This window comes from Sinorhizobium chiapasense (genome assembly GCF_045277575.1).
GTDB lineage: Bacteria > Pseudomonadota > Alphaproteobacteria > Rhizobiales > Rhizobiaceae > Ensifer > Ensifer chiapasense_A.
The window spans coordinates 1,749,581-1,770,533 of record NZ_CP144205.1 but is presented as its reverse complement, the minus strand read 5'-3'; the positions used below and the strand labels follow the sequence as shown (position 1 = coordinate 1,770,533).

The following is a 20,953-nucleotide window of genomic DNA, read 5'->3' as shown; positions in this document are numbered from 1 at the left end:
TGCCAAAACAACCTCCGCCGTCGCTTCTCGCGCCAGGGCCTTCGACAGAGCCCGCCACGAGAGGGCGAAGTTCAATTCGAAGGGCCGGCTCTGACGCGCTTATCCCGATCGCGCCCGGCACTTCTGTCCAATGGAGGCAATCACGTGTCACAGGCGGAAATCGGCCTAATCGGTCTCGGTGTCATGGGCTCGAACCTGGCGCTCAACATCGCTGAAAAGGGCAACAAGATCGCGGTGTTCAACCGCACCGTCGAGGCGACGCACAAATTCTACGCGGAAGCCGGCGAGCTCCAGGGTCAGATCGTGCCCTGCGACACGATTGAAGCGTTCGTCGCCGCCATCCGCCCGCCGCGTCCGATCATCATCATGATCAAGGCCGGCGAGCCGGTCGACCAGCAGATGGAAATCCTCAAGCCGTATCTCGCCAAGGGCGACATCATGATCGATGCCGGCAACGCCAATTTCCGCGACACGATGCGCCGCTTCGAGGCGCTGAAGGATTCCGGCCTCACCTTCATCGGCATGGGCGTTTCCGGCGGAGAAGAAGGCGCGCGCCACGGTCCGTCGATCATGGTCGGCGGCACCGAAGAGTCCTGGAAGCGGGTCGAAAGCGTGCTGACCTCGATCGCCGCGAAATACGACAACGACCCGTGCGTTGCCTGGCTCGGTGAAAACGGCGCCGGCCACTTCGTCAAGACGATCCACAACGGCATCGAATATGCCGACATGCAGATGATCGCCGAAATCTACGGCATCCTGCGCGACGGCCTGAAGATGTCGGCGACCGAAATCGGCGAGGTCTTCGGCGCCTGGAACAGGGGCCGCCTCAACTCCTACCTGATCGAGATCACCGAAAAGGTGCTGAAGGCGGCCGACCCGCTGACCGGCAAGCCGATCGTCGACATGATCCTCGACAGGGCCGGCCAGAAGGGCACCGGCAAATGGTCGGTGATCGAGGCGCAGAACATGGGCGTGCCGGCGACCGGCATCGAGGCGGCGGTTGCCGCGCGCAGCATCTCCTCGATGAAGGACGAGCGCGAGGCGGCCGAGAAGATCCTTGGGCTTCCTCAGGTCGGTGACTTCCAGGTGGCCGACAGGGGCGCCTTCATCAAGGATCTCGAAAGCGCGCTGCTCGCCGCCAAGATCGGCGCCTATGCGCAGGGCTTTGCGGTGATGTCGGCGGCGTCGAAGGAGTTCGGCTGGAACCTGCCGATGCCGACGATCGCCAAGATCTGGCGCGCCGGCTGCATCATCCGTTCGCAGTTCCTCGACGAGATCACCACCGCCTTCACCAAGGCGCCGGATGCCGCCAACCTGATCGTCACCCCGGCCTTTGCCGCCATGGTCAAGGAGACCGACGGGGCGCTGCGGCGCGTCGTCTCGGCGGCGGTGCTCGGCGGCCTGCCGGTGCCGGCGCTCGCCTCGGCGCTCGGCTATTTCGACAGCTACCGCCGCGGCCGCGGCACGGCCAACGTCATCCAGGCGCAGCGCGACTTCTTCGGCGCCCACGGCTTCGACCGCACCGACGGCGCCGACAGCCACCACGGCCCGTGGGGCAGCGGCCTCAACGGCTAAATCTGACGATAGAGCAGTTTGAAGCGGGGCGGCCTTGGCCGCCCCGTTTGCCATTTGGCCCTGCGTGGCAACCCCTTTGGCCCTGCGGGGCAACCCCTTCGGCCACGCGACACGCTGCCTAGGCCTTCGATACGGGCGTCGATATCTCCGCCGAACCGGGGCCGCTCGAGGGGCCCGGATTGGAGCATGACTTGATCGGCAACACGGCGAAGAGCGAGGCGGTCATCAACACAACGATGATCAGCAACAGCCTGTCGGTGAAGGCGGCCCGAAAAATTTGCAGCACATAGTGCTTGGTCTTCATGATGCCCACGCGCTTTCATCGTTACCAGCAAACGATGGCGGCAACGCACCGTCGGCACCTCAGCATCACGGTCCATGAGACGCGCGAAGCCCCCCGGACGATGCGCTGCCTACGTCAATAGGATAACCGCTGACAGTCGAGATGGTTCCGAACGGAAAAGCGCGCCGGGCTTGCGAAAGCGGCGCGCGGGCAGGCTGAGGCTTAGCTCCTGAGCCCCGGGGCCTCCTGGCCGGTGCGGGCGACGTATTCGGTATAGCCGCCGCCATATTGGTGGATGCCTTCGGGCGTCAGCTCCAGCACGCGGTTGGAGAGTGCGGCGAGGAAGTGGCGGTCGTGCGAGACGAAGAGCATGGTGCCTTCGTATTCCGCCAGCGCCTTGATCAGCATTTCCTTGGTGTCGAGGTCCAGGTGGTTGGTCGGCTCGTCGAGCACCAGCAGGTTCGGCGGATCGAAGAGCATGATTGCCATCACCAGGCGCGCCTTCTCGCCGCCGGAAAGCACGCGGCACTTCTTCTCGACGTCGTCGCCGGAAAAGCCGAAGCAGCCGGCAAGCGCGCGAAGCGGCGCCTGGCCGGCCTGCGGGAAGGTGTCTTCGAGCTGCTGCAGTACCGTGCGCTCTCCGTCGAGCAGGTCCATGGCGTGCTGGGCGAAGTAACCCATCTTGACGCTGGCGCCGAGGGTAACATTGCCTTCGTCCGGCTCGGTGGAGCCGGCAACGAGCTTCAAGAGCGTGGACTTGCCGGCACCGTTGATGCCCATGATGCACCAGCGCTCGCGGCGGCGCACCATGAAGTCGAGCCCCTCATAGATGCTCCGGCTGCCATATTTCTTATGAACGCCCTTGATGTTGATGACATCTTCGCCGGAGCGCGGCGCCGGGCGGAATTCGAAGGCGACCGACTGGCGGCGCTTCGGCGGCTCGACCCGGTCGATCTTGTCGAGTTTCTTCACCCGGCTCTGCACCTGGGCTGCGTGCGAGGCGCGCGCCTTGAAGCGCTCGATGAACTTGATCTCCTTGGCAAGCATCGCCTGCTGGCGCTCGAACTGCGCCTGCTGCTGCTTTTCGTTCTGGGCGCGCTGCTGCTCGTAGAAGCCGTAGTCGCCGGAATAGGCATTGAGCGAGCCGCCGTCGATCTCGATAACTTTAGTAATGATGCGGTTCATGAACTCGCGGTCGTGCGAGGTCATCATCAGCGCGCCATCGTAGTTCTTGAGGAAGTCTTCGAGCCAGATCAGGCTTTCGAGATCCAGGTGGTTGCTCGGCTCGTCCAGCAGCATAACGTCGGGCCGCATCAGCAGGATACGCGCAAGCGCCACGCGCATCTTCCAGCCTCCCGAAAGTGCCGACACGTCGCCGTCCATCATTTCCTGGCTGAAGCTCAGGCCCGCCAGCACTTCGCGGGCGCGCCCCTCGAGCGCGTAGCCGCCGAGCTCCTCGTAGCGCGCCTGCACCTCACCATAGCGCTCGATGATCGCGTCCATCTCGTCGAGACGATCCGGATCGACCATGGCAGCCTCGAGCTCGTGCAGCTCGGCGGCGACTTCGCTCACCGGACCCGCACCGTTCATCACCTCGGCAACGGCGCTGCCGCCGGCCATTTCGCCGACGTCCTGGTTGAAGTAGCCGATGGTCACGCCCTTATCGACGGCGACCTGGCCCTCATCCGGTACTTCCTCGCCGGTGATCATGCGGAAGAGCGAGGTCTTGCCGGCGCCGTTCGGCCCGACGAGGCCGACCTTTTCGCCGCGATTGAGTGCAGCAGAGGCTTCGATGAATAGGATGCGGTGGCTGAGCTGCTTGCTGATGTTTTCGATGCGGATCATGTCTGCGGTAGCCTGAAGGGAGGAGAGGGGCGCCGTCGCGCCGAAATGTTGCCCCGGCCTGTCGCAGGTTTCTGCGTCACAAGCAAGACACGAAGGGAATTTCCGGATTTCTCTATGCCCGCAAACCGCGGATGATCGGCGGCTGGAACTCCGGCTGGCTGAGGCTCTGCAGCGTTTCCGGCGGCGCGCCGTCGATATGGCCGATCACCGCCTTGGCGAGCTCCCGGCCGGCGACGCGGATGTCCTCATACATGGTCATGACCTCCGGCCGCAGCCAGCGCAGGAAGTCGCTCGGGACCTTCGAGACCATGTCGCAGTCTTCGGTCAGCTTCTTCTTGGCCATCTCCAGGCCGGCGATCAGCGCGATCGCGCCGGAGCCGCTGCCGGAGACGATGCCGTCGGGCGCATCCTCGGAACGCATCAGCACCTCGAAGGCGTCGCGGATCTCGACGAGCGAATGGTCGATGTTGGTCTGGTGGAAACTGACCGCGTCCGCCTGGAAATCGCGCAGGCCCCGTTCGAAGCCGGCACGCATGTGTGAGTAGAAGGTGAGGTGCGGCGGCGGCTCGAGCAGCACCAGCCGGCGGCGCCCGCGGGCGACAAGCTTGCGCACCGCCTCATAGGCGAAGCGCTCATTGTCGAAGTCGTGATAGGGGTGGACGATGCCCATCTCGGTGCGGCCGTGGGTGACGAAGGGCAGGCCGCGCTCGGTCAGAAGTGCGACGCGCGGATCGTGCGGCTCGGTGCGCGAGATGATCACGCCGTCGGCCGCACCCGTGTCGAGAATATAGCGGATCGGCGCCAGTGCGTCCTTGACGGCGCTATAGGGCGTGACGACCAGATGATAGGGCGTGCCGGCGAGGATCTCGGTGATGCCGACGACCATCGGGCTGGTGATGCCCATGATCTCTTCTTCCAAGGTCAACACCAGGCTGATGACATTGGTCTTGCCGGTCCTCAGGCGCACGCCGGCGCGGTTCGGCTGATAACCGATCTGCTTGGCGACGAGACGCACGCGCTCCTTGGTTTCCGCGCCGATGTCGGGCGCATCCTTCAGCGCCCGCGACACCGTGGTGATCCCGAGCCCGGTCATGAAGGCGATCGTCTTCAGGGTCGGCCGGCCACCGTCCGGCGGCGGCGTCTGCGGCCTGTTTTTCGTCTTGCTGTCCATTGCCGTCACCCGCCCATTCTCTGCCCGCGCGCTGCCGGCATTGTCCGTCCGGCAACGAAACGCGTCGGTTCAGCCCTGTCCACTGCTGCCCGCCGCGTCACTTCATCGCCTTATATACGAAAAGCAGCGAGCGGCTATCCTGCTTCGGACGGAGCGAATTGCTTCAAATCTGTAACGATACAGTAGCGATGTCGAGCGTTTTCGTTGCTGCGCTGCGAAAGATGAAGCGGTCTGGTTGAATCTCGCCTCTGTGCGGATGTTTTTTGCGCTTGCGAGATGACGACTTTCACCGCAGCGCTGGAAAATCGGATAAACATAATAGATCTGAGTGCTTTGAGAAAAACTCGTGGATGATGTGAACGCACGCGGCGGAGGCGCAAAGCGCTTTGGATGACCGATGTCACATGCACGCAATAGGTGTTCTCTAAGATTCTGTTTAAATCGATTGTGGTGGGTGTTGCGTCCTGTAATCGATTGCATTAAGTTTTTTACGGTAACGTTACAGTGAGGGAGGAGACTCATGAATTTACGTTCTTTCGCCGTCGTGCTTTCGGCCGCCGTGGCCCTGCCGCTCAGCGCAGCCAATGCCGCCGATCTTGAAGTGACCCATTGGTGGACCTCCGGCGGCGAGGCGGCCGCGGTTGCGGAACTGGCCAAGGCCTTCGACGCGACGGGCAATCACTGGGTCGATGGTGCGATCGCCGGATCCGGCGGCACCGCCCGCCCGATCATGATCAGCCGCATCACCGGTGGCGACCCGATGGGCGCCACGCAGTTCAACCATGGCCGTCAGGCGGAAGAGCTGGTTCAGGCCGGGCTGATGCGCGACCTGACCGATGTCGCGACCCGCGAGAAGTGGAAGGACATCATCAAGCCGGCGAGCCTGCTCGATTCCTGCACCATCGACGGCAAGATCTACTGCGCGCCGGTCAACATCCACTCCTGGCAGTGGCTGTGGCTGTCGAACGCCGCCTTCAAGAAGGCCGGCGTCGAGGTGCCGAAGAACTGGGATGAATTTGTCGCCGCAGCACCGGCGCTGGAAAAGGCCGGCATCGTGCCGCTCGCCGTCGGTGGCCAGCCCTGGCAGGCAGCCGGCGCCTTCGACGTGCTGATGGTCGCGATCGCCGGCAAGGACACCTTCCAGAAGGTCTTCGGCGACAAGGACGAGGAAGTGGCGGCAGGCCCGGAGATCGCCAAGGTCTTCAAGGCTGCCGATGATGCTCGCCGCATGTCGAAGGGCACCAACGTCCAGGACTGGAACCAGGCGACGAACATGGTCATCACCGGCAAGGCCGGCGGCCAGATCATGGGCGACTGGGCGCAGGGTGAATTCGCGCTCGCCGGCCAGAAGGCCGGAACGGATTACACCTGCCTGCCGGGCCTCGGCGTCAACGAGATCATCTCCACCGGCGGCGACGCCTTCTACTTCCCGCTCCTGAAGGACGAGGAGAAGTCCAAGGCGCAGGAAGCGCTCGCTTCGACGCTGCTCGATCCGAAGACGCAGGTCGCCTTCAACCTCAAGAAGGGCTCGCTGCCGGTCCGCGGCGACGTCGATCTCACCGCCGCCAACGACTGCATGAAGAAGGGCCTGGAGATCCTTGCCAAGGGCAATGTGATCCAGGGCACCGACCAGCTGCTTTCGGCCGACAGCCAGAAGCAGAAGGAGGACCTGTTCTCCGAATTCTTCGCCAACCCGTCGATCACGCCGGAAGACGCGCAAAAGCGTTTCGCCGAGATCATCGCCGCGGCGGAGTAACCGCAACTGCCTTGATTGACCGGCTCTGCCAAGTTGGTGGAGCCGGCCAAGGCCTCCCTTTCGGTGCGGCGTGAACCGCGCCGGTGGCCTGTGCGGGCTGTTCCCGCACGGCGCCTGGGGAGCGGTTGTCGCCCTGATGCGGCGGCACGCGCGTGGAACGCGCGGCGCTGCCCATCGTCCGAAACCCATTGCAGTTCCGGAGGAACGAAACATGGCGGGTTACAGTGAGGGTTCGGGCCGACCGAACCAGTGGCTGCGGAACCTGAATGCGAAGATTGCCTCCGTCCCGATGATCCTGACGGCCGTGGTCATTTTCCTCGGCGGCACGATCTGGACGGTCGTCTATTCCTTTACCAATTCCAAGCTCTTGCCGCGACTCTCTTTCGTCGGCCTCGATCAGTATGAACGCCTCTGGGCGGCGCCGCGCTGGCTCGTCTCGGTGCAGAATCTGGCGATCTACGGCATCTTCTCCTTGATTTTCAGCCTGGTGATCGGCTTCGTTCTGGCGGCGCTGATGGATCAGAAGATCCGCTTCGAGAACACCTTCCGCACCATCATGCTCTACCCCTTCGCCCTGTCCTTCATCGTCACGGGCCTGGTCTGGCAATGGCTGCTGAACCCGGAGTTCGGCATTCAGTCGGTGGTGCGCTCGCTCGGCTGGGAAAGTTTCACCTTCGACCCGCTCTACAATGCCGACATCGTCATCTACGGTATCCTGATCGCGGCACTCTGGCAGGGCACAGGGCTTGTGATGTGCCTGATGCTCGCGGGCTTGCGCGGTATCGACGAGGATATCTGGAAGGCCGCGCGCGTCGACGGCATTCCCATGTGGAAGACCTATCTCTTCGTCGTCATCCCGATGATGCGCGGCGTCTTCATCACCACGCTGGTCATCATCGCCAGCGGCATCGTCAAGGTCTACGACCTGGTCGTGGCGCAGACGAGCGGCGGTCCCGGCATCGCGTCCGAAGTGCCGGCCAAATACGTCTACGACTACATGTTCCAGGCGCAGAACCTCGGCCAGGGCTTTGCCGCCTCGACCATGATGCTCGTCACCGTCGCCATCATCATTGTGCCTTGGGCCTATCTGGAATTCGGGGGAGGGCGCAAGCGTGTCTGATATTGTTGCTTTCAATTCGGTGGCCGAAGAGGCCACACCCAAGGCGCAAGTCGACCGGGTCGTCGCCGGTCCGCGTGGGCGCAAGCCGCGCCGGGCGCTGTCCTCGCGCAATATCGTGATCTACGGCACGCTGATCGTCGTCGCGCTCTATTACCTGCTGCCGCTTTACGTGATGGTGATGACCTCGCTGAAGGGCATGCCGGAAATCCGGCTCGGCAACATCTTCGCCCCGCCAGTCGAAATCACCTTCGAGCCCTGGGTCAAGGCCTGGGCGAGCGCCTGCACGGGCCTCAATTGCGACGGGCTTTCGCGCGGCTTCTGGAACTCGGTGCGCATCACCGTTCCCTCGACAGTCGCTTCGATCGCGATCGCTTCGGTCAACGGCTATGCGCTGGCGAACTGGCGCTTCAAGGGCGCGGAACTGTTCTTCACGATCCTGATCGTCGGCGCCTTCATTCCCTATCAGGTGATGATCTATCCGATCGTCATCGTGCTCCGCGAAATGGGAATCTACGGCACGCTGACCGGCCTCATCATCGTGCACAGCATCTTCGGCATGCCGATCCTGACGCTGCTCTTCCGCAACTATTTCGCCGGCCTGCCGGAGGAACTGTTCAAGGCGGCGCGCGTCGATGGTGCGGGCTTCTGGACGATCTACTTCAAGATCATGCTGCCGATGTCGCTGCCGATCTTCGTGGTGGCGATGATCCTGCAGGTCACCGGCATCTGGAACGACTTCCTGTTCGGCGTCGTGTTCACGCGGCCGGAATACTATCCGATGACGGTCCAGCTCAACAACATCGTCAACTCGGTCCAGGGCGTGAAGGAATACAACGTCAACATGGCGGCGACGATCCTGACTGGCGCCGTGCCGCTCTTCGTCTACTTCGTCTCCGGTCGGCTTTTTGTCCGCGGCATCGCCGCCGGCGCAGTGAAAGGGTAACAACATGCAAAACGTCAGCGTATCGGTCAAAGACCTGTCGTTGAGCTTCGGTGCCGTCACTGTGCTCGACACGCTCAACCTCGACATCAAGGACGGCGAGTTCCTGGTGCTGCTCGGCTCGTCCGGCTGCGGCAAGTCCACCCTGCTCAATTGCATTGCCGGCCTGCTCGATGTCAGCGACGGGCAGATCTTCATCAAGAACAAGAACGTCACCTGGGAGGAGCCGAAGGACCGCGGCATCGGCATGGTGTTCCAGTCTTACGCGCTCTATCCGCAGATGTCGGTGGAGAAGAACCTCTCCTTCGGCCTGCAGGTCGCCAAGGTCCCGAAGGAGGAGATCGACAAGCGCGTGCGGCGCGCCGCCGAGATCCTGCAGATCCAGCCGCTCCTGAAGCGCAAGCCCTCGGAACTCTCCGGCGGCCAGCGCCAGCGCGTGGCGATCGGCCGGGCGCTGGTGCGCGATGTCGATGTGTTCCTGTTCGACGAGCCGCTCTCCAACCTCGACGCCAAGTTGCGCTCGGAGCTGCGCGTCGAGATCAAGCGGCTGCACCAGTCGCTGAAGAACACGATGATTTACGTCACCCACGACCAGATCGAGGCGCTGACGCTCGCCGACCGCATCGCCGTCATGAAGAGCGGCGTGATCCAGCAGCTTGCTGATCCGATGACGATCTACAACGCGCCGGAAAACCTGTTCGTCGCAGGCTTCATCGGCTCGCCATCGATGAATTTCTTCCGCGGCGAGCTGCAGCTTCGCGACCAGCGCGCCTATGTCCACGTCAACGGCGTCGATTTCGACGTGTCGGCCTATCCGTCGCGGGCGCCATTCGTGCATGGGCAGAAGGTCGTTCTCGGCCTCAGGCCCGAACATGTGCGCGTCGACGAGGCGGCGGGCGGTGCGGCGGCCTCGCACCGGGCGGTCGTCGATATCGAGGAGCCGATGGGCGCCGACAACCTGTTGTGGCTGAAGCTCGCGGGGCAGTCGATGTCGGTGCGCATCGCCGGCCAGCGGCGCTATGCGCCCGGTACGGCGGTGACGCTTTCCTTCGACATGGGCGTTGCCTCGATCTTCGATGCGACGAGCGAGAATCGCATTTAGCGGCATGCCGCGCAAAAGTCTGAAGCGGTTTTGCGGAAACGACATGCGCGGACGTAAAGAATAGAGGATGGCGCCGGGTGGAACTGCTGCCCGGCCTATTCCGACAATGACTGTGCCGGCGTTGCCGGTCGACCAGTGGATTACGATAATGCTCTCCGAGGACTACACCCGCACCGCCATCCGTCTCGACCTCGCAGGCGATTGGCAGCTCTCTTCCGTCGACCACAGCCACACGCTGGCGATGGCGTTGCCGGGCGACGTGCACTCGGCTTTGCTGAAGGCCGGGGCGATCGACGACCCCTATGTCGGTCGCAACGAGAACGACGTGCAATGGGTGGCGCACAAGGACTGGGTGATCGAACGCACGGTTACGGTCGCAGCCGATGACCTCTCGGGCTACTGGTATCTCGACCTCGAATACCTCGACACGGTTGCCTCGGTCTTCGTCAACGACCGGCTGGTGCTCGAGGCGGATAATTGCTTCCGCCGCTACCGGCCGGAAGTCTCGAAGGCGCTCGTCGCCGGTGAGAACCGCATCCGCATCGCGTTACGGTCCTCGATATCGGAAGGCGCGCGCCGTCAGGCGGCGCAGCCCTTCTACGTGCCCTATCATCCCGGCAATTCGCCGATCGCCAATGGCAATATGCTGCGCAAGCCGCAATGCCACTTCGGCTGGGACTGGAACCTCGCGATTGCACCACTCGGCGTCTACGGGGAAATCGCCCTTTGCCGGCTGGAGATCGCCCGCATCGAGCATGTGACGACGAAGCAGGTCTGGCTGGAGGACGGCGCCGTCGACCTCGTGGTGACGGTGACGCTCTTTGCCGATGCGCCCGGCATCGTGCCCATACATTTCTCGCTCGACGATGACCGCGAGCGGCTGGACTGCGCCGTCGGCAAAGGCGAGACGCGCATCACCCATGTCTTCAGCGTCGCCAAGCCGAAGCGCTGGTGGCCGGCCGGCAGCGGCGAGCAGCACCTGTCAGTCCTGACCGTCGAGGTGCCGCAGGGTGAGGTGACCCGCCAGATCGGCTTCCGCACCATCGAACTGCTCACCGACAAGGACGAGGCCGGCAGCCGCTTTGCCTTTCGCGTCAACGGCCGCGAGATCTTCTGCAAGGGCGCCAACTGGATCCCGGCGGATGCGCTGGCGTCGCGGGTGACGCGCGAAGGCGTCGAGGATCTGCTGATCTCGGCGGTCGAGGCCAACATGAACATGATCCGTGTCTGGGGCGGCGGCTTCTACGAGCCGGACTGGTTCTACGATCTCTGCGACCGGCTGGGGCTCATGGTCTGGCAGGACTTCATGTTCGCCTGCAACCTCTATCCGTCGACCCCGGATTTCCTGGAAAACGTCGCGGCCGAAGTGGACTATCAGGCCAAGCGCCTATCGACCCATCCGTCGATCGCGCTCTGGTGCGGCGACAATGAGCTCGTCGGCGCGCTCACCTGGTTCGACGAGCCGCGCAAGGATCGCGACCGCTATCTCGTCTCCTATGATCGGCTGAACCGCACGATCGAGGTGGCGTTGAAAGGGGCGTTGCCCGAAGCGATCTGGTGGCCGTCGAGCCCGGCGTCGGGCTATCTCGATTTCGGCGACGCCTGGCATGCCGATGGTTCCGGCGACATGCACTACTGGTCGGTCTGGCACGAGAACAAGTCCTTCGACAATTACCGCACGGTACGCCCGCGCTTCTGCTCGGAGTTCGGTTTCCAGTCCTATACGTCGATGCCGGTGATCCGGCAGTTTGCGGCGGAAAAGGACCTCAACATCGCGTCGCCGGTCATCGAGAGCCACCAGAAGAATGTCGGCGGCAACGAGCGCATCGCCGGCACGATGTTCCGCTACTTCCGCTTCCCCAAGGATTTCCCTGCCTTCGTCTATCTCAGCCAGATCCAGCAAGGGCTGGCGATCCGCACCGCCGTCGACTACTGGCGCTCGCTGAAGCCCCATTGCATGGGCACGCTCTACTGGCAGCTCAACGACACCTGGCCGGTCGCCTCCTGGTCGAGCCTCGACTATGGCGGCGGCTGGAAGGCGATGCACTACATGGTCCGGCGCTTCTTCCAGCCGGTCTCGGTTGCGGCGATTCCGTCCGCGGACGGCAAGGACATCGCCTTCTCGATGGTCAACGATACGGCGGAGCCGGTGACGGTCGAGCTGCAGACCTTCCTCGTTTCGCTCGACGGCAAACGCACGCCGCTGACGGCGGCCGCCGGCACCTGCAGCCCGGATCGCGCGGCCACTCTGGTGACGATCGCGGCTTCCGATATTCCTGCGGACAATCTGCTGTTCTGGACCTTCGAGGCGTCGAACGGCATGCGCGGCGAGGGGCATCACGTCAACGGCACCTACAAGGCGCTCGACCTCCAACCATCCGGCCTGACGCTCGATGTTGCGCCAATGGGCGAGGGCGCGTTCGATGTCACCGTCAAGGCGAGCGGGCTGGCGCTGCACGTGATGATCGAGGCGGACGTCCCCGGCCGCTATTCTGACAACGCCTTCGACCTCTTGGCCGGCGAAACGAAGGTCGTCCGATTTACGTCAAAGGAACTGCTTGGCCTCGGTGAGTTCCCGCGCTTCACCGCCTTCGATCTCGAATCCTGCCGGGGAAAGGGTTGACCGCCATGAAACGCAGCCACGTCAACGATATCATCGCCAAGAGCGATGCCTTCATGAAGCGCTTCGGCTTCACGCTGCCGCCCTTTGCCTATTGGTCGCCGCAGGAGTTGAAGGCGCGGGTCGCCTCCGACAGCCCGACGATCTTCGATGCTCGCCTCGGCTGGGACATCACTGACTACGGCAAGGGCCGCTTCGACGAATTCGGGCTGGTGCTCTTCACGCTTCGCAACGGCGATGCCTCCAACCTCAGGACCGGGCAGGGCATGGTCTATGCCGAGAAGCTGATGATCACGGCCAAGGGCCAGGTCAACCCGTTGCACCGCCATGCGGTGAAGACCGAGGACATCATCAATCGCGGCGGCGGCACGCTGGTGCTGCAGATGTACAATTCCAGGCCTGACGGTTCCGTCGACGAGGAAAGCGATGTCGTCGTCGCCACCGATGCGCGGCTCCGCACGCTCAAGGCCGGTGAACTGCTGAAGCTGAAAGCTGGCGAGAGCGTCACGCTATTGCCCGGCAACTGGCACGCCTTCTGGGCCGAAGGCGCCGACGTGCTGATGGGCGAGGTTTCGACCGTCAACGACGATCTTACCGACAACTATTTCCGCGAACCCGTCGGCCGCTTCTCAGCGATCGAGGAGGACACGGCACCCACCCACCTGCTGGTGTCGGATTACGACACCTGGCTCAGGTGATCCCAGGACCCCAGCAATCCCAAGACTAAGGACCAAACGAGGAGGATTTCATGAAGGACGTCAGTTTCCAGCTCTATAGCGCCCGCAATTTCCCGCCTTTCGCCAACGTGCTGGAGGCGCTCGGTGAGGCCGGCTACAGCCAGGTCGAAGGTTATGGTGCGCTCTATGCGGCGCTCAGCGACGCGGAGATCGCGAGTTTCAAGGAAGGGCTGGACAGCAACGGTTTGGCCATGCCGACCGCCCACTTCGGTCTCGACATGCTGGAGAGCGATCCGGCGCGCGTGCTCGAGATCGCCAAGGCGCTCGGCATCAAGGCGATCTATTGCCCCTACCTGATGCCCGACCAGCGCCCGACGGATGCCGCCGGCTGGCGCGCCTTCGGCGAGCGGCTGCAGAAGGCCGGCAAGCCCTATCGCGACGCAGGGCTGATCTTCGGCTGGCACAACCACGATTTCGAATTCGCAGCGCTTCCCGACGGCAGCATCCCGCAGGATCTGATCTTCGCGGGCGGGCCGGATCTTTCCTGGGAGGCCGACATCGCCTGGATCATCCGCGGCGGTGCCGACCCGATCGCCTGGATCGGGAAATACGGCGACCGCATCACCGCCGTACACGTGAAGGACATCGCGCCGGCGGGCGAGAAGAAGGACGAGGACGGCTGGGCCGATGTCGGCGAGGGCACTGTCGACTGGAAGGGGCTGTTCCAGGCGCTTGCCTCCACCAAGGCCCGCTACTTCATCGCGGAGCACGACAATCCGAGCGATTTCAAGCGCTTCGCCAAGCGCTCGCTCGCCTCCATCCAATCCTATTGAGAAGCAGGTTCATCCATGACCAAGGAACTCGGCGTCGGCATCATCGGATGCGGCAACATCTCCACCACTTATTTCCGGCTCGCGCCACTCTTTAAGGGCATCAAGGTTATCGCCTGCGCCGACATCAATCCGGCGGCGGCCGAGGCGCGGGCGGCCGAATACGGCGTCGAGGCGCAGAGCATCGAGGCGCTGCTTGCCAATCCGGATGTCGATATCGTCGTCAACCTGACGATCCCGGACGCGCATTTCCCGGTTTCGAAGGCGATCCTCGAAGCCGGCAAGCACGTCTACTCCGAGAAGCCGCTGGTGCTTTCGCTTGAACAGGGCGAAGAATTGCGGGCGATCGCCAAGGCGAAGGGCCTGACGGTCGGCTGCGCGCCGGATACCTTCCTCGGCGGCGCGCACCAGCTTGCCCGCAGCACCATCGACGCCGGCAAGATCGGCCGGGTGACCTCGGGCACCTGCCACGTCATGAGCCCGGGCATGGAGATGTGGCATCCGAACCCGGACTTCTTCTTCCTGCCGGGCGGCGGGCCGATCCTCGATCTCGGGCCCTATTACATCGCCAACCTGATCAACCTGATCGGGCCGGTGAAGCGCGTCGCAGCCCTTTCCTCGATGGCCAATCCGACCCGTACGATCACCAGCGAGCCGCGCAAGGGCGAGGTGATCCCGGTCAAGACGCCGACCAACATCCATGCGCTGCTCGAATTTGAGAACGGCGCGACGATCACGCTGTCGGCAAGCTGGGATGTCTGGTCGCACCGCCATGCCAACATGGAGCTCTACGGCACCGAGGGCTCGCTCTACGTGCCCGATCCGAACTTCTTCGGCGGCAAGGTGGAAGCAAGCGGCCGCGACAAGAACATCCAGCCGCTGGAACCCTGGGATCACCCGTTCGGCCTCGAGAACCAGGAACATCCGCAGGGGCCGACGGCGAACTACCGCACCGCCGGCCTTGCCGACATGGCGCTGGCAATCCTCGAGGGTCGTGACGCCCGTTGCTCGCTCGACCGTGCGCTGCACGGCGTCGACGTGATGGTCTCGATCCTGAAGTCGGGCGAGGAGGGGCGGTTCATCGACCTTTCCACCATCTGCACCCAACCGGCCGCCCTCGGCATCGACGAGGCGCGGGCGCTGCTGCGCGAGACGGAGGAAGAAATATCGGGAAATCGCGTCGCTGCCGCTTCATAGGGACGGCGGACAGGTTTAGACCTTTGTGACTTCAGGTTTCCGTTGCGGCCAACCGCTACGGAAACCGTTTCATTTTCGAGGGTGGCGGATAGGGTCGCCATCCGGATACGGATCGCGGAGGATTGTGCGATGACCTGGCTACCGGCGGAAAACCGCTACGACACCATGAAATATAACCGCGTCGGGCGCTCCGGCCTGAAGCTGCCGGCGATCTCGCTGGGGCTCTGGCACAATTTCGGCGGCGACACGCCGCACGACCGCAAGGTCGAGATGTGCCGCACCGCCTTCGATCTCGGCATTACCCATTTCGACCTCGCCAACAATTACGGCCCGCCTCCCGGCTCGGCCGAGACCGCCTTCGGCGAAATCATGCGCACGGATTTTGCGCATCTCCGCGACGAGCTGATCATTTCCTCCAAGGCCGGCTATGACATGTGGGCCGGCCCCTATGGCGAATGGGGCAGCCGCAAATACATGATCGCTTCCTGCGACCAGAGCCTGAAGCGCATGGGCCTCGACTATGTCGACATCTTCTATTCGCACCGCTTCGATCCGGATACGCCGCTCGAAGAGACCTGCGGCGCGCTCGACCATATCGTGCGCTCGGGCCGGGCGCTCTATGTCGGCATCTCCTCCTACAATTCGCAGCGCACCCGCGAGGCTGCCGCCATCTTGAACGATCTCGGTACGCCGTGCCTCATCCACCAGCCGAGCTATTCGATGCTCAACCGCTGGATCGAGGATGACGGCCTGATCCACACGCTCGAAGATCTCGGCATCGGCTCGATCGTCTTCTCGCCGCTTGCCCAGGGCATGCTGACGACCAAGTACCTCCAGGGCATTCCGGCCGACAGCCGCGCGGCGCAGAACCACTTCCTCAAGAAGGACTTCATCCGGCCGGAGATCATCGACAACATCCGCAAGCTGAACGGCATTGCCGAAAAGCGCGGCCAGACGCTGGCGCAGATGGCGCTTGCCTGGGTGCTGCGGGGCGGCCGCATCACATCGGCGCTGATCGGCGCCAGCCGCTCCGAGCAGATCGTCGATTGCGTCAAGGCGCTGGAAAACGACACGTTCACGGCAGACGAGCTGGCCGAGATCGATCTCTATGCGCGTGAGGCCGACATCAACCTCTGGGCCAAGTCAGCAGAGCTCTAAGTTCTGCTGAAAACATTGATTTGCCTGCATTTTGGGCAATATTGGCTGCTTTCCGGCGCATTAGACAAAAGTCGAAGATGTGCCGGAAATCGCCTTCTGGACATGCCTTGGTGTTTCTGTAAGGTGCGAGCATGCCCGTCGATTGCGGCGCCGATTTGCGCCGCTTCGGCAGGTTAACGAGGAGGAGCCACCTTCGTCCGGGAAGGGGCAGGGTGGATTGATGGGTGGTGGCGCTGATCGCGGCCGCCCTTTTGGCGAGAACTAGGGGAGGAACCATGGATCGCCGTTCATTTATCAAAAACGCGAGTCTCGGTGGGCTTGGTGCGGTCGCCGCCACGGCGCTCGCATCGCCGGCCATCGCGCAATCGAACCCGAAGATCAACTGGCGCCTGGCATCGTCGTTCCCGAAATCGCTCGACACGATCTATGGCGGCGGCGAGGTGCTGGCAAAATATGTGTCGGAAGCAACCGACGGCGCCTTCCAGATCCAGGTCTTTGCTGCCGGCGAAATCGTCCCCGGCCTGCAGGCCGCTGACGCTGCTGCGGCCGGTACGGTCGAAGCCTGCCACACGGTTGCCTACTATTACTGGGGCAAGGACCCGACCTGGGCGCTGGGCGCTGCCGTTCCCTTCGCGCTCAACGCGCGCGGCATGAACGCCTGGCACTACCATGGCGGCGGTATCGACCTCTTCAACGAGTTCCTGGGCACGCAAGGGCTCGTCGGCTTCCCCAACGGGAATACCGGCGTGCAGATGGGCGGCTGGTTCCGCAAGGAGATCAAGACGGTCGCCGACATGCAGGGCCTGAAGATGCGCATCGGGGGCTTCGCCGGCAAGGTCGTCGAAAAGCTCGGCGTCGTGCCGCAGCAGATCGCCGGCGGCGACATCTATCCGGCGCTCGAAAAGGGCACCATCGACGCCGCCGAGTGGGTCGGCCCCTATGACGACGAGAAGCTCGGCTTCTACAAGGTCGCGCCCTATTACTACTATCCCGGCTGGTGGGAAGGTGGCCCGACGGTCCACGCCATGTTCAACAAGGCGGCCTTCGACGGTCTGCCGAAGAACTATCAGTCGTTGCTGCGCACCGCCTGCCAGGCCACCGACGCGAACATGCTGCAGAAATACGACTACCTGAACCCCTCGGCGATCAAGCGCCTGGTGGCTTCCGGCGCCAAGCTCAGCCCGTTCAGCGCCGAAATCCTCTCCGCCTGCTTCGAAAAGGCGAACGAGGTCTATGCCGAAATGGAAGACTCGAACCCGACCTTCAAGAAGATCTGGGACTCGATCAAGGCCTTCCGCGGCGAGTATTACCTCAACGCCCAGATCGCCGAATACAACTACGACACCTTCATGATGATCCAGCAGCGCGGCGGCAAGCTCTAAGCTTCCACCCATTGCATAAAGATCAGGAGCCGCTCGCAACACCCGTTGCGGGCGGCTTTTTCGTTTGGCGGCATCAGCCGGCGAACATAGCGATTTCGTGGTAGGGTTGCGGCCTCAACGGAACGGAGGAGCAGCCATGCCAAGCAAAGGCCAATCGCTCGTGCTCGGACCAGACGAGGGCCGGCGGTACGACATGGGCGCCATACAGGCGGTCTTCAAAGCCGATGGGCCGGAGACGGAGGGACGCTTTTCAATCTCGGAATGGTGGCTGGAGGCCCGGCACGAGGGGCCGGGCGCGCATAAGCACGACGACAATGATGAGATCTTCTACGTCATCGAGGGAACCGCCAGCATCCTCGTCGGTGAGACCTGGCACCAGATGGCCAAGGGCTCGCTCTGTGTCATCCCACGCGGGACGATGCATGATTTTCGCAATGAGAGCGCCTCGCGCATGGGCCTGCTCAACGTCTTCGTCGGCGGGCCGTTCGAGGAGATGATGCCCATGATCGTCGACTGGTATCGCGACAACCCGGCGAAGCGGCTCGACTGAGCGGACCTCGTAGCGCCAACAACCGTCGGACTTAATCGAAAGAGAAGAGGGCGGCCCGTGGGGCCGCCCTCTATTTGCGTGCCTGTCCGCTCTACTTGAACGATGGCGGCTGGCTGAGGTCGTTCGACGGCGCCGTCTGCGGCTGGGCGCCGGTGCCGCCGTTCTGGTCGGCCGGCTTCTGATCGGCTGGCTTCTGGTCGAGCGGGCTGCCGCCGGGAAGCTGCAGGCCGCCGGGCAGGCCGAGGCCGCCGCCGTTGTCCGGCAGCGTCAAGCCGCCGCCGGGAGCAAAGCCAGGCACCTCGATCTTGATGGTGTTCGGATCGACGGCAGCACCAGTTCCCTTGTAGTGCATGACCATCTGCGGGAACATGATTGTCAGCGCCACCATCAGGATCTGGATGCCGACGAAGGGCACCGCACCCCAGTAGATCTGCCCGGTCGTGACGGGCTGGATCGTCTTGCCGGTGATCTTGTCGAGATAGGGTATCCTTGCCGCGACCGAGCGCAGGTAGAAGAGCGCGAAGCCGAAGGGTGGGTGCATGAAGCTCGTCTGCATGTTGATGCCGAGCAGCACGCCGAACCAGATGAGGTCGATGCCGAGCTTGTCGGCGGCGGGCGCCAGCAGCGGAACGATGATGAAGGCAAGCTCGAAGAAATCCAGGAAGAAGGCCAGGAAGAAGACGAGCACGTTGACGGTAATGAGGAAGCCGACTTCGCCGCCCGGCATTGCCGTCAGCAGGTGTTCGACCCAGATGTGGCCGTTGACCCCGTAGAAGGTGAGCGAGAAGACGCGCGCCCCGATCAGGATGAACAGCACGAAGGCCGAAAGCCGGGTGGTGGCCGTGAGCGCGCCGCGCACGACGTCCATATGCAGCCGACCCTTGGCCGCAGCCATGATCAGCGCGCCGACCGCGCCCATGGCGCCGCCTTCCGTCGGCGTCGCGATGCCGAGGAAGATGGTGCCGAGAACGAGGAAGATCAGTGCCAGCGGTGGGATCAGCACGATGATGACCTGCTGGGCGAGCCGCGACATCGCATTGATCTTCAGGTTCTTGTCGGCAAGGGCGACGACATAGATGAAGGCGACGCCAACCGTTGCACCGAGAATGTCGGCGTTCTCGCCCTGGGTCGGGGAGAGGTAGACGTGGGCGGCATAGGCGATGCCGGCGGCCACCGCGAGCGCGATCGCCAGCGAGGTGACGCCGGACCCCAGCGTGCGCGCTTCCAGCGGCAGCGCCGGCATGGAGTCACGTTTCAGGATCGTCATGATCAGGATGTAGAGCATGTAAAGGCCGGTGAGCACCAGACCCGGGATCAGGGCGCCGGCATACATGTCGCCGACCGAGCGGCCGAGCTGGTCGGCAAGAACGATCAGGACGAGCGACGGCGGGATGATCTGGGCGAGCGTGCCCGAAGCGGCGATGACGCCCGAGGCGACCTTCCGGTCATAGCCGTAGCGCAGCATGATCGGCAGCGAGATCAGGCCCATGGCGATGACCGAGGCGGCAACGACGCCGGTCGTGGCGGCCAGCAGCGCGCCGACGAAGATCACCGCATAGGCAAGACCGCCGCGGATCGGGCCGAAGAGCTGGCCAATCGTGTCGAGCAGGTCTTCGGCCATGCCCGATTTCTCGAGCACGATCCCCATGAAGGTAAAGAAGGGGATGGCGAGCAACGTGTCGTTGGACATCACCCCCCAGAACCGGTCCGGCAACGCGTTGAGCAGCGGCCAGGAAAGGTTGATCGAGTCGGACAGCGGTGCGAGTTCCACGCCGACGATGAAGAACAAGAGGCCATTGGCGGCGAGCGAGAAGGCGACCGGGTATCCCAAGAGCAGGAACACGATCAGCGACGCGAACATGATCGGCGCCAGGTTTTCAGCGATGAATTCGATCATGGACGGGTCTCCGGAGACACGGCATCGTCAAGCGGCGCATGAGTCGGCACATAGGGTGTCGGGTCCTCCATGTTGCCGGTCATGATCGCGATCTTCTTGATGATCTCGGATACGCCCTGAAAGGCGAGCAGCAGAAAGCCGACGAGCAGGATGGCCTTGGCCGGCCAGATGATCAGGCCGCCGGCCGAGGAGGAGACTTCACCCGAGACGTAGGACATCTTCACATAGGGGAAGAGGTAGTAGAGCACGAGCAGCACGAAGGGCATCAGGAACAGGAGATGCCCCAGCAAGTCGATCCAGTGCTGCACGCGGCGCGAGAACTGGCCGTAGACCACGTCGATACGGATATGCTCGTTCTGGCTCAGCGTGTAGGCGGCCGCAAACATGAAGGCGGCGCCGAACAGGTACCATTGTGCCTCGAGCCAGGCGTTCGACGACATGTTGAAGATCTTGCGGATCACGGCATTGCCGGCGCTGACGAGCACAGCGGCCAGGATCAGCCATGAAACGCTCTTTCCGATGAATTCCGTAATCGTGTCTATTAATCGGCTGAAGCCGAGCAAAGCTCTCATCGATTTCCTCCCCGCGATGGCTTTTTATGGTTGTTGTGCCAAGCACAGCCAGAGTGCCGATTTCAAGCGCGCGTTCAAGTCCGTGGCGTGATTTTCCCGTGTAGTTCGGCCGTGTCCGACTAAAGTAGAATGCGCTGTCGCGCGCTCTGCTCATTGTTTGTGCAAACCCGTGCCGTCTCGTCGGTTCGAGCACCGGCGGACGGTTCAAGGCAGCGCGCCAGCCGTGCGAATCGGTGTGAAAAGACCGCCACAGAGGCCGGCGTGCGTATTTACTGCAA

Annotated in this window: 17 protein-coding genes; 12 read left to right on the top strand and 5 right to left on the bottom strand. The window is 63.2% G+C overall.

The genetic code is table 11. The annotated features are described in order from the left end of the window. The first annotated feature begins 144 nt into the window (after positions 1-144). Positions 145-1,575, top strand: a complete 1,431-nt coding sequence (gene gnd / locus QM996_RS08565) for an NADP(+)-dependent, decarboxylating phosphogluconate dehydrogenase (RefSeq protein ID WP_500270060.1) — start codon at positions 145-147, stop codon at positions 1,573-1,575. Positions 1,576-1,693: 118 nt separating this feature from the next. On the opposite strand, the gene QM996_RS08560 is transcribed toward gnd, so the two are convergent. The 3 genes from QM996_RS08560 to QM996_RS08550 form a co-directional block, all read right to left on the bottom strand. Then, positions 1,694-1,879, bottom strand: a complete 186-nt coding sequence (locus tag QM996_RS08560; RefSeq protein WP_500270059.1) for a hypothetical protein — start codon at positions 1,877-1,879, stop codon at positions 1,694-1,696. Positions 1,880-2,080: 201 nt separating this feature from the next. Then, positions 2,081-3,703 carry an ABC-F family ATP-binding cassette domain-containing protein gene (locus QM996_RS08555; RefSeq protein WP_500270058.1) on the bottom strand — a complete coding sequence of 541 codons (1,623 nt, stop codon included), beginning with the start codon at positions 3,701-3,703 and terminating at the stop codon, positions 2,081-2,083. A 112-nt stretch (positions 3,704-3,815) separates the two neighbouring features. Beyond that, positions 3,816-4,874: a LacI family transcriptional regulator gene (locus QM996_RS08550; RefSeq protein WP_500270057.1), complete on the bottom strand. Its 1,059-nt coding sequence runs from the start codon at positions 4,872-4,874 to the stop codon at positions 3,816-3,818. Between the two features lie 520 nt (positions 4,875-5,394). On the opposite strand from QM996_RS08550, the gene QM996_RS08545 reads away from it, so the two are divergent. The 11 genes from QM996_RS08545 to QM996_RS08495 all read left to right on the top strand — a co-directional run bounded on the left by QM996_RS08545 (position 5,395) and on the right by QM996_RS08495 (position 18,206). Next, positions 5,395-6,630, top strand: coding sequence for an ABC transporter substrate-binding protein (locus tag QM996_RS08545; protein WP_500270056.1), 1,236 nt, complete (start codon positions 5,395-5,397; stop codon positions 6,628-6,630). Positions 6,631-6,841: 211 nt separating this feature from the next. Further along, positions 6,842-7,750, top strand: coding sequence for a carbohydrate ABC transporter permease (locus QM996_RS08540; RefSeq protein ID WP_500270055.1), 909 nt, complete (start codon positions 6,842-6,844; stop codon positions 7,748-7,750). A 19-nt stretch (positions 7,751-7,769) separates the two neighbouring features. Continuing rightward, on the top strand, positions 7,770-8,693 hold the full coding sequence (locus QM996_RS08535) for a carbohydrate ABC transporter permease (protein WP_500270273.1): 924 nt from the start codon (positions 7,770-7,772) through the stop codon (positions 8,691-8,693). A gap of 4 nt (positions 8,694-8,697) precedes the next feature. Next, a complete protein-coding gene (locus QM996_RS08530) occupies positions 8,698-9,792 on the top strand; it encodes an ABC transporter ATP-binding protein (protein WP_500270054.1) in 1,095 nt (364 codons plus the stop codon). Positions 9,793-9,940: 148 nt separating this feature from the next. Then, entirely contained in the window at positions 9,941-12,415 is a 2,475-nt protein-coding gene (locus QM996_RS08525) for a beta-mannosidase (protein WP_500270053.1), read from the top strand. A gap of 5 nt (positions 12,416-12,420) precedes the next feature. Further along, complete coding sequence (locus tag QM996_RS08520) at positions 12,421-13,110, top strand: D-lyxose/D-mannose family sugar isomerase (RefSeq protein WP_500270052.1); 690 nt, start codon at positions 12,421-12,423, stop codon at positions 13,108-13,110. A gap of 50 nt (positions 13,111-13,160) precedes the next feature. Beyond that, entirely contained in the window at positions 13,161-13,922 is a 762-nt protein-coding gene (locus QM996_RS08515) for a sugar phosphate isomerase/epimerase family protein (RefSeq protein ID WP_500270051.1), read from the top strand. 15 nt (positions 13,923-13,937) lie between these two features. Beyond that, complete coding sequence (locus tag QM996_RS08510; protein WP_500270050.1) at positions 13,938-15,116, top strand: Gfo/Idh/MocA family protein; 1,179 nt, start codon at positions 13,938-13,940, stop codon at positions 15,114-15,116. A gap of 129 nt (positions 15,117-15,245) precedes the next feature. Continuing rightward, positions 15,246-16,274 carry an aldo-keto reductase family protein gene (gene mgrA, locus QM996_RS08505; RefSeq protein WP_500270049.1) on the top strand — a complete coding sequence of 343 codons (1,029 nt, stop codon included), beginning with the start codon at positions 15,246-15,248 and terminating at the stop codon, positions 16,272-16,274. A gap of 275 nt (positions 16,275-16,549) precedes the next feature. Next, a complete protein-coding gene (locus QM996_RS08500; RefSeq protein WP_500270048.1) occupies positions 16,550-17,656 on the top strand; it encodes a TRAP transporter substrate-binding protein in 1,107 nt (368 codons plus the stop codon). Between the two features lie 136 nt (positions 17,657-17,792). After that, positions 17,793-18,206, top strand: a complete 414-nt coding sequence (locus QM996_RS08495) for a cupin domain-containing protein (RefSeq protein ID WP_500270047.1) — start codon at positions 17,793-17,795, stop codon at positions 18,204-18,206. A 91-nt stretch (positions 18,207-18,297) separates the two neighbouring features. Here the strand turns inward: QM996_RS08495 and QM996_RS08490 are convergent, their stop codons facing one another. Together QM996_RS08490 and QM996_RS08485 are read right to left on the bottom strand one after the other, a co-directional pair. Then, complete coding sequence (locus QM996_RS08490; protein WP_500270046.1) at positions 18,298-20,103, bottom strand: TRAP transporter large permease; 1,806 nt, start codon at positions 20,101-20,103, stop codon at positions 18,298-18,300. Further along, positions 20,100-20,675: a TRAP transporter small permease subunit gene (locus QM996_RS08485; RefSeq protein WP_429815887.1), complete on the bottom strand. Its 576-nt coding sequence runs from the start codon at positions 20,673-20,675 to the stop codon at positions 20,100-20,102. The genes QM996_RS08490 and QM996_RS08485 overlap by 4 nt, the downstream gene beginning before the upstream one ends. Positions 20,676-20,953 lie beyond the last annotated feature (278 nt).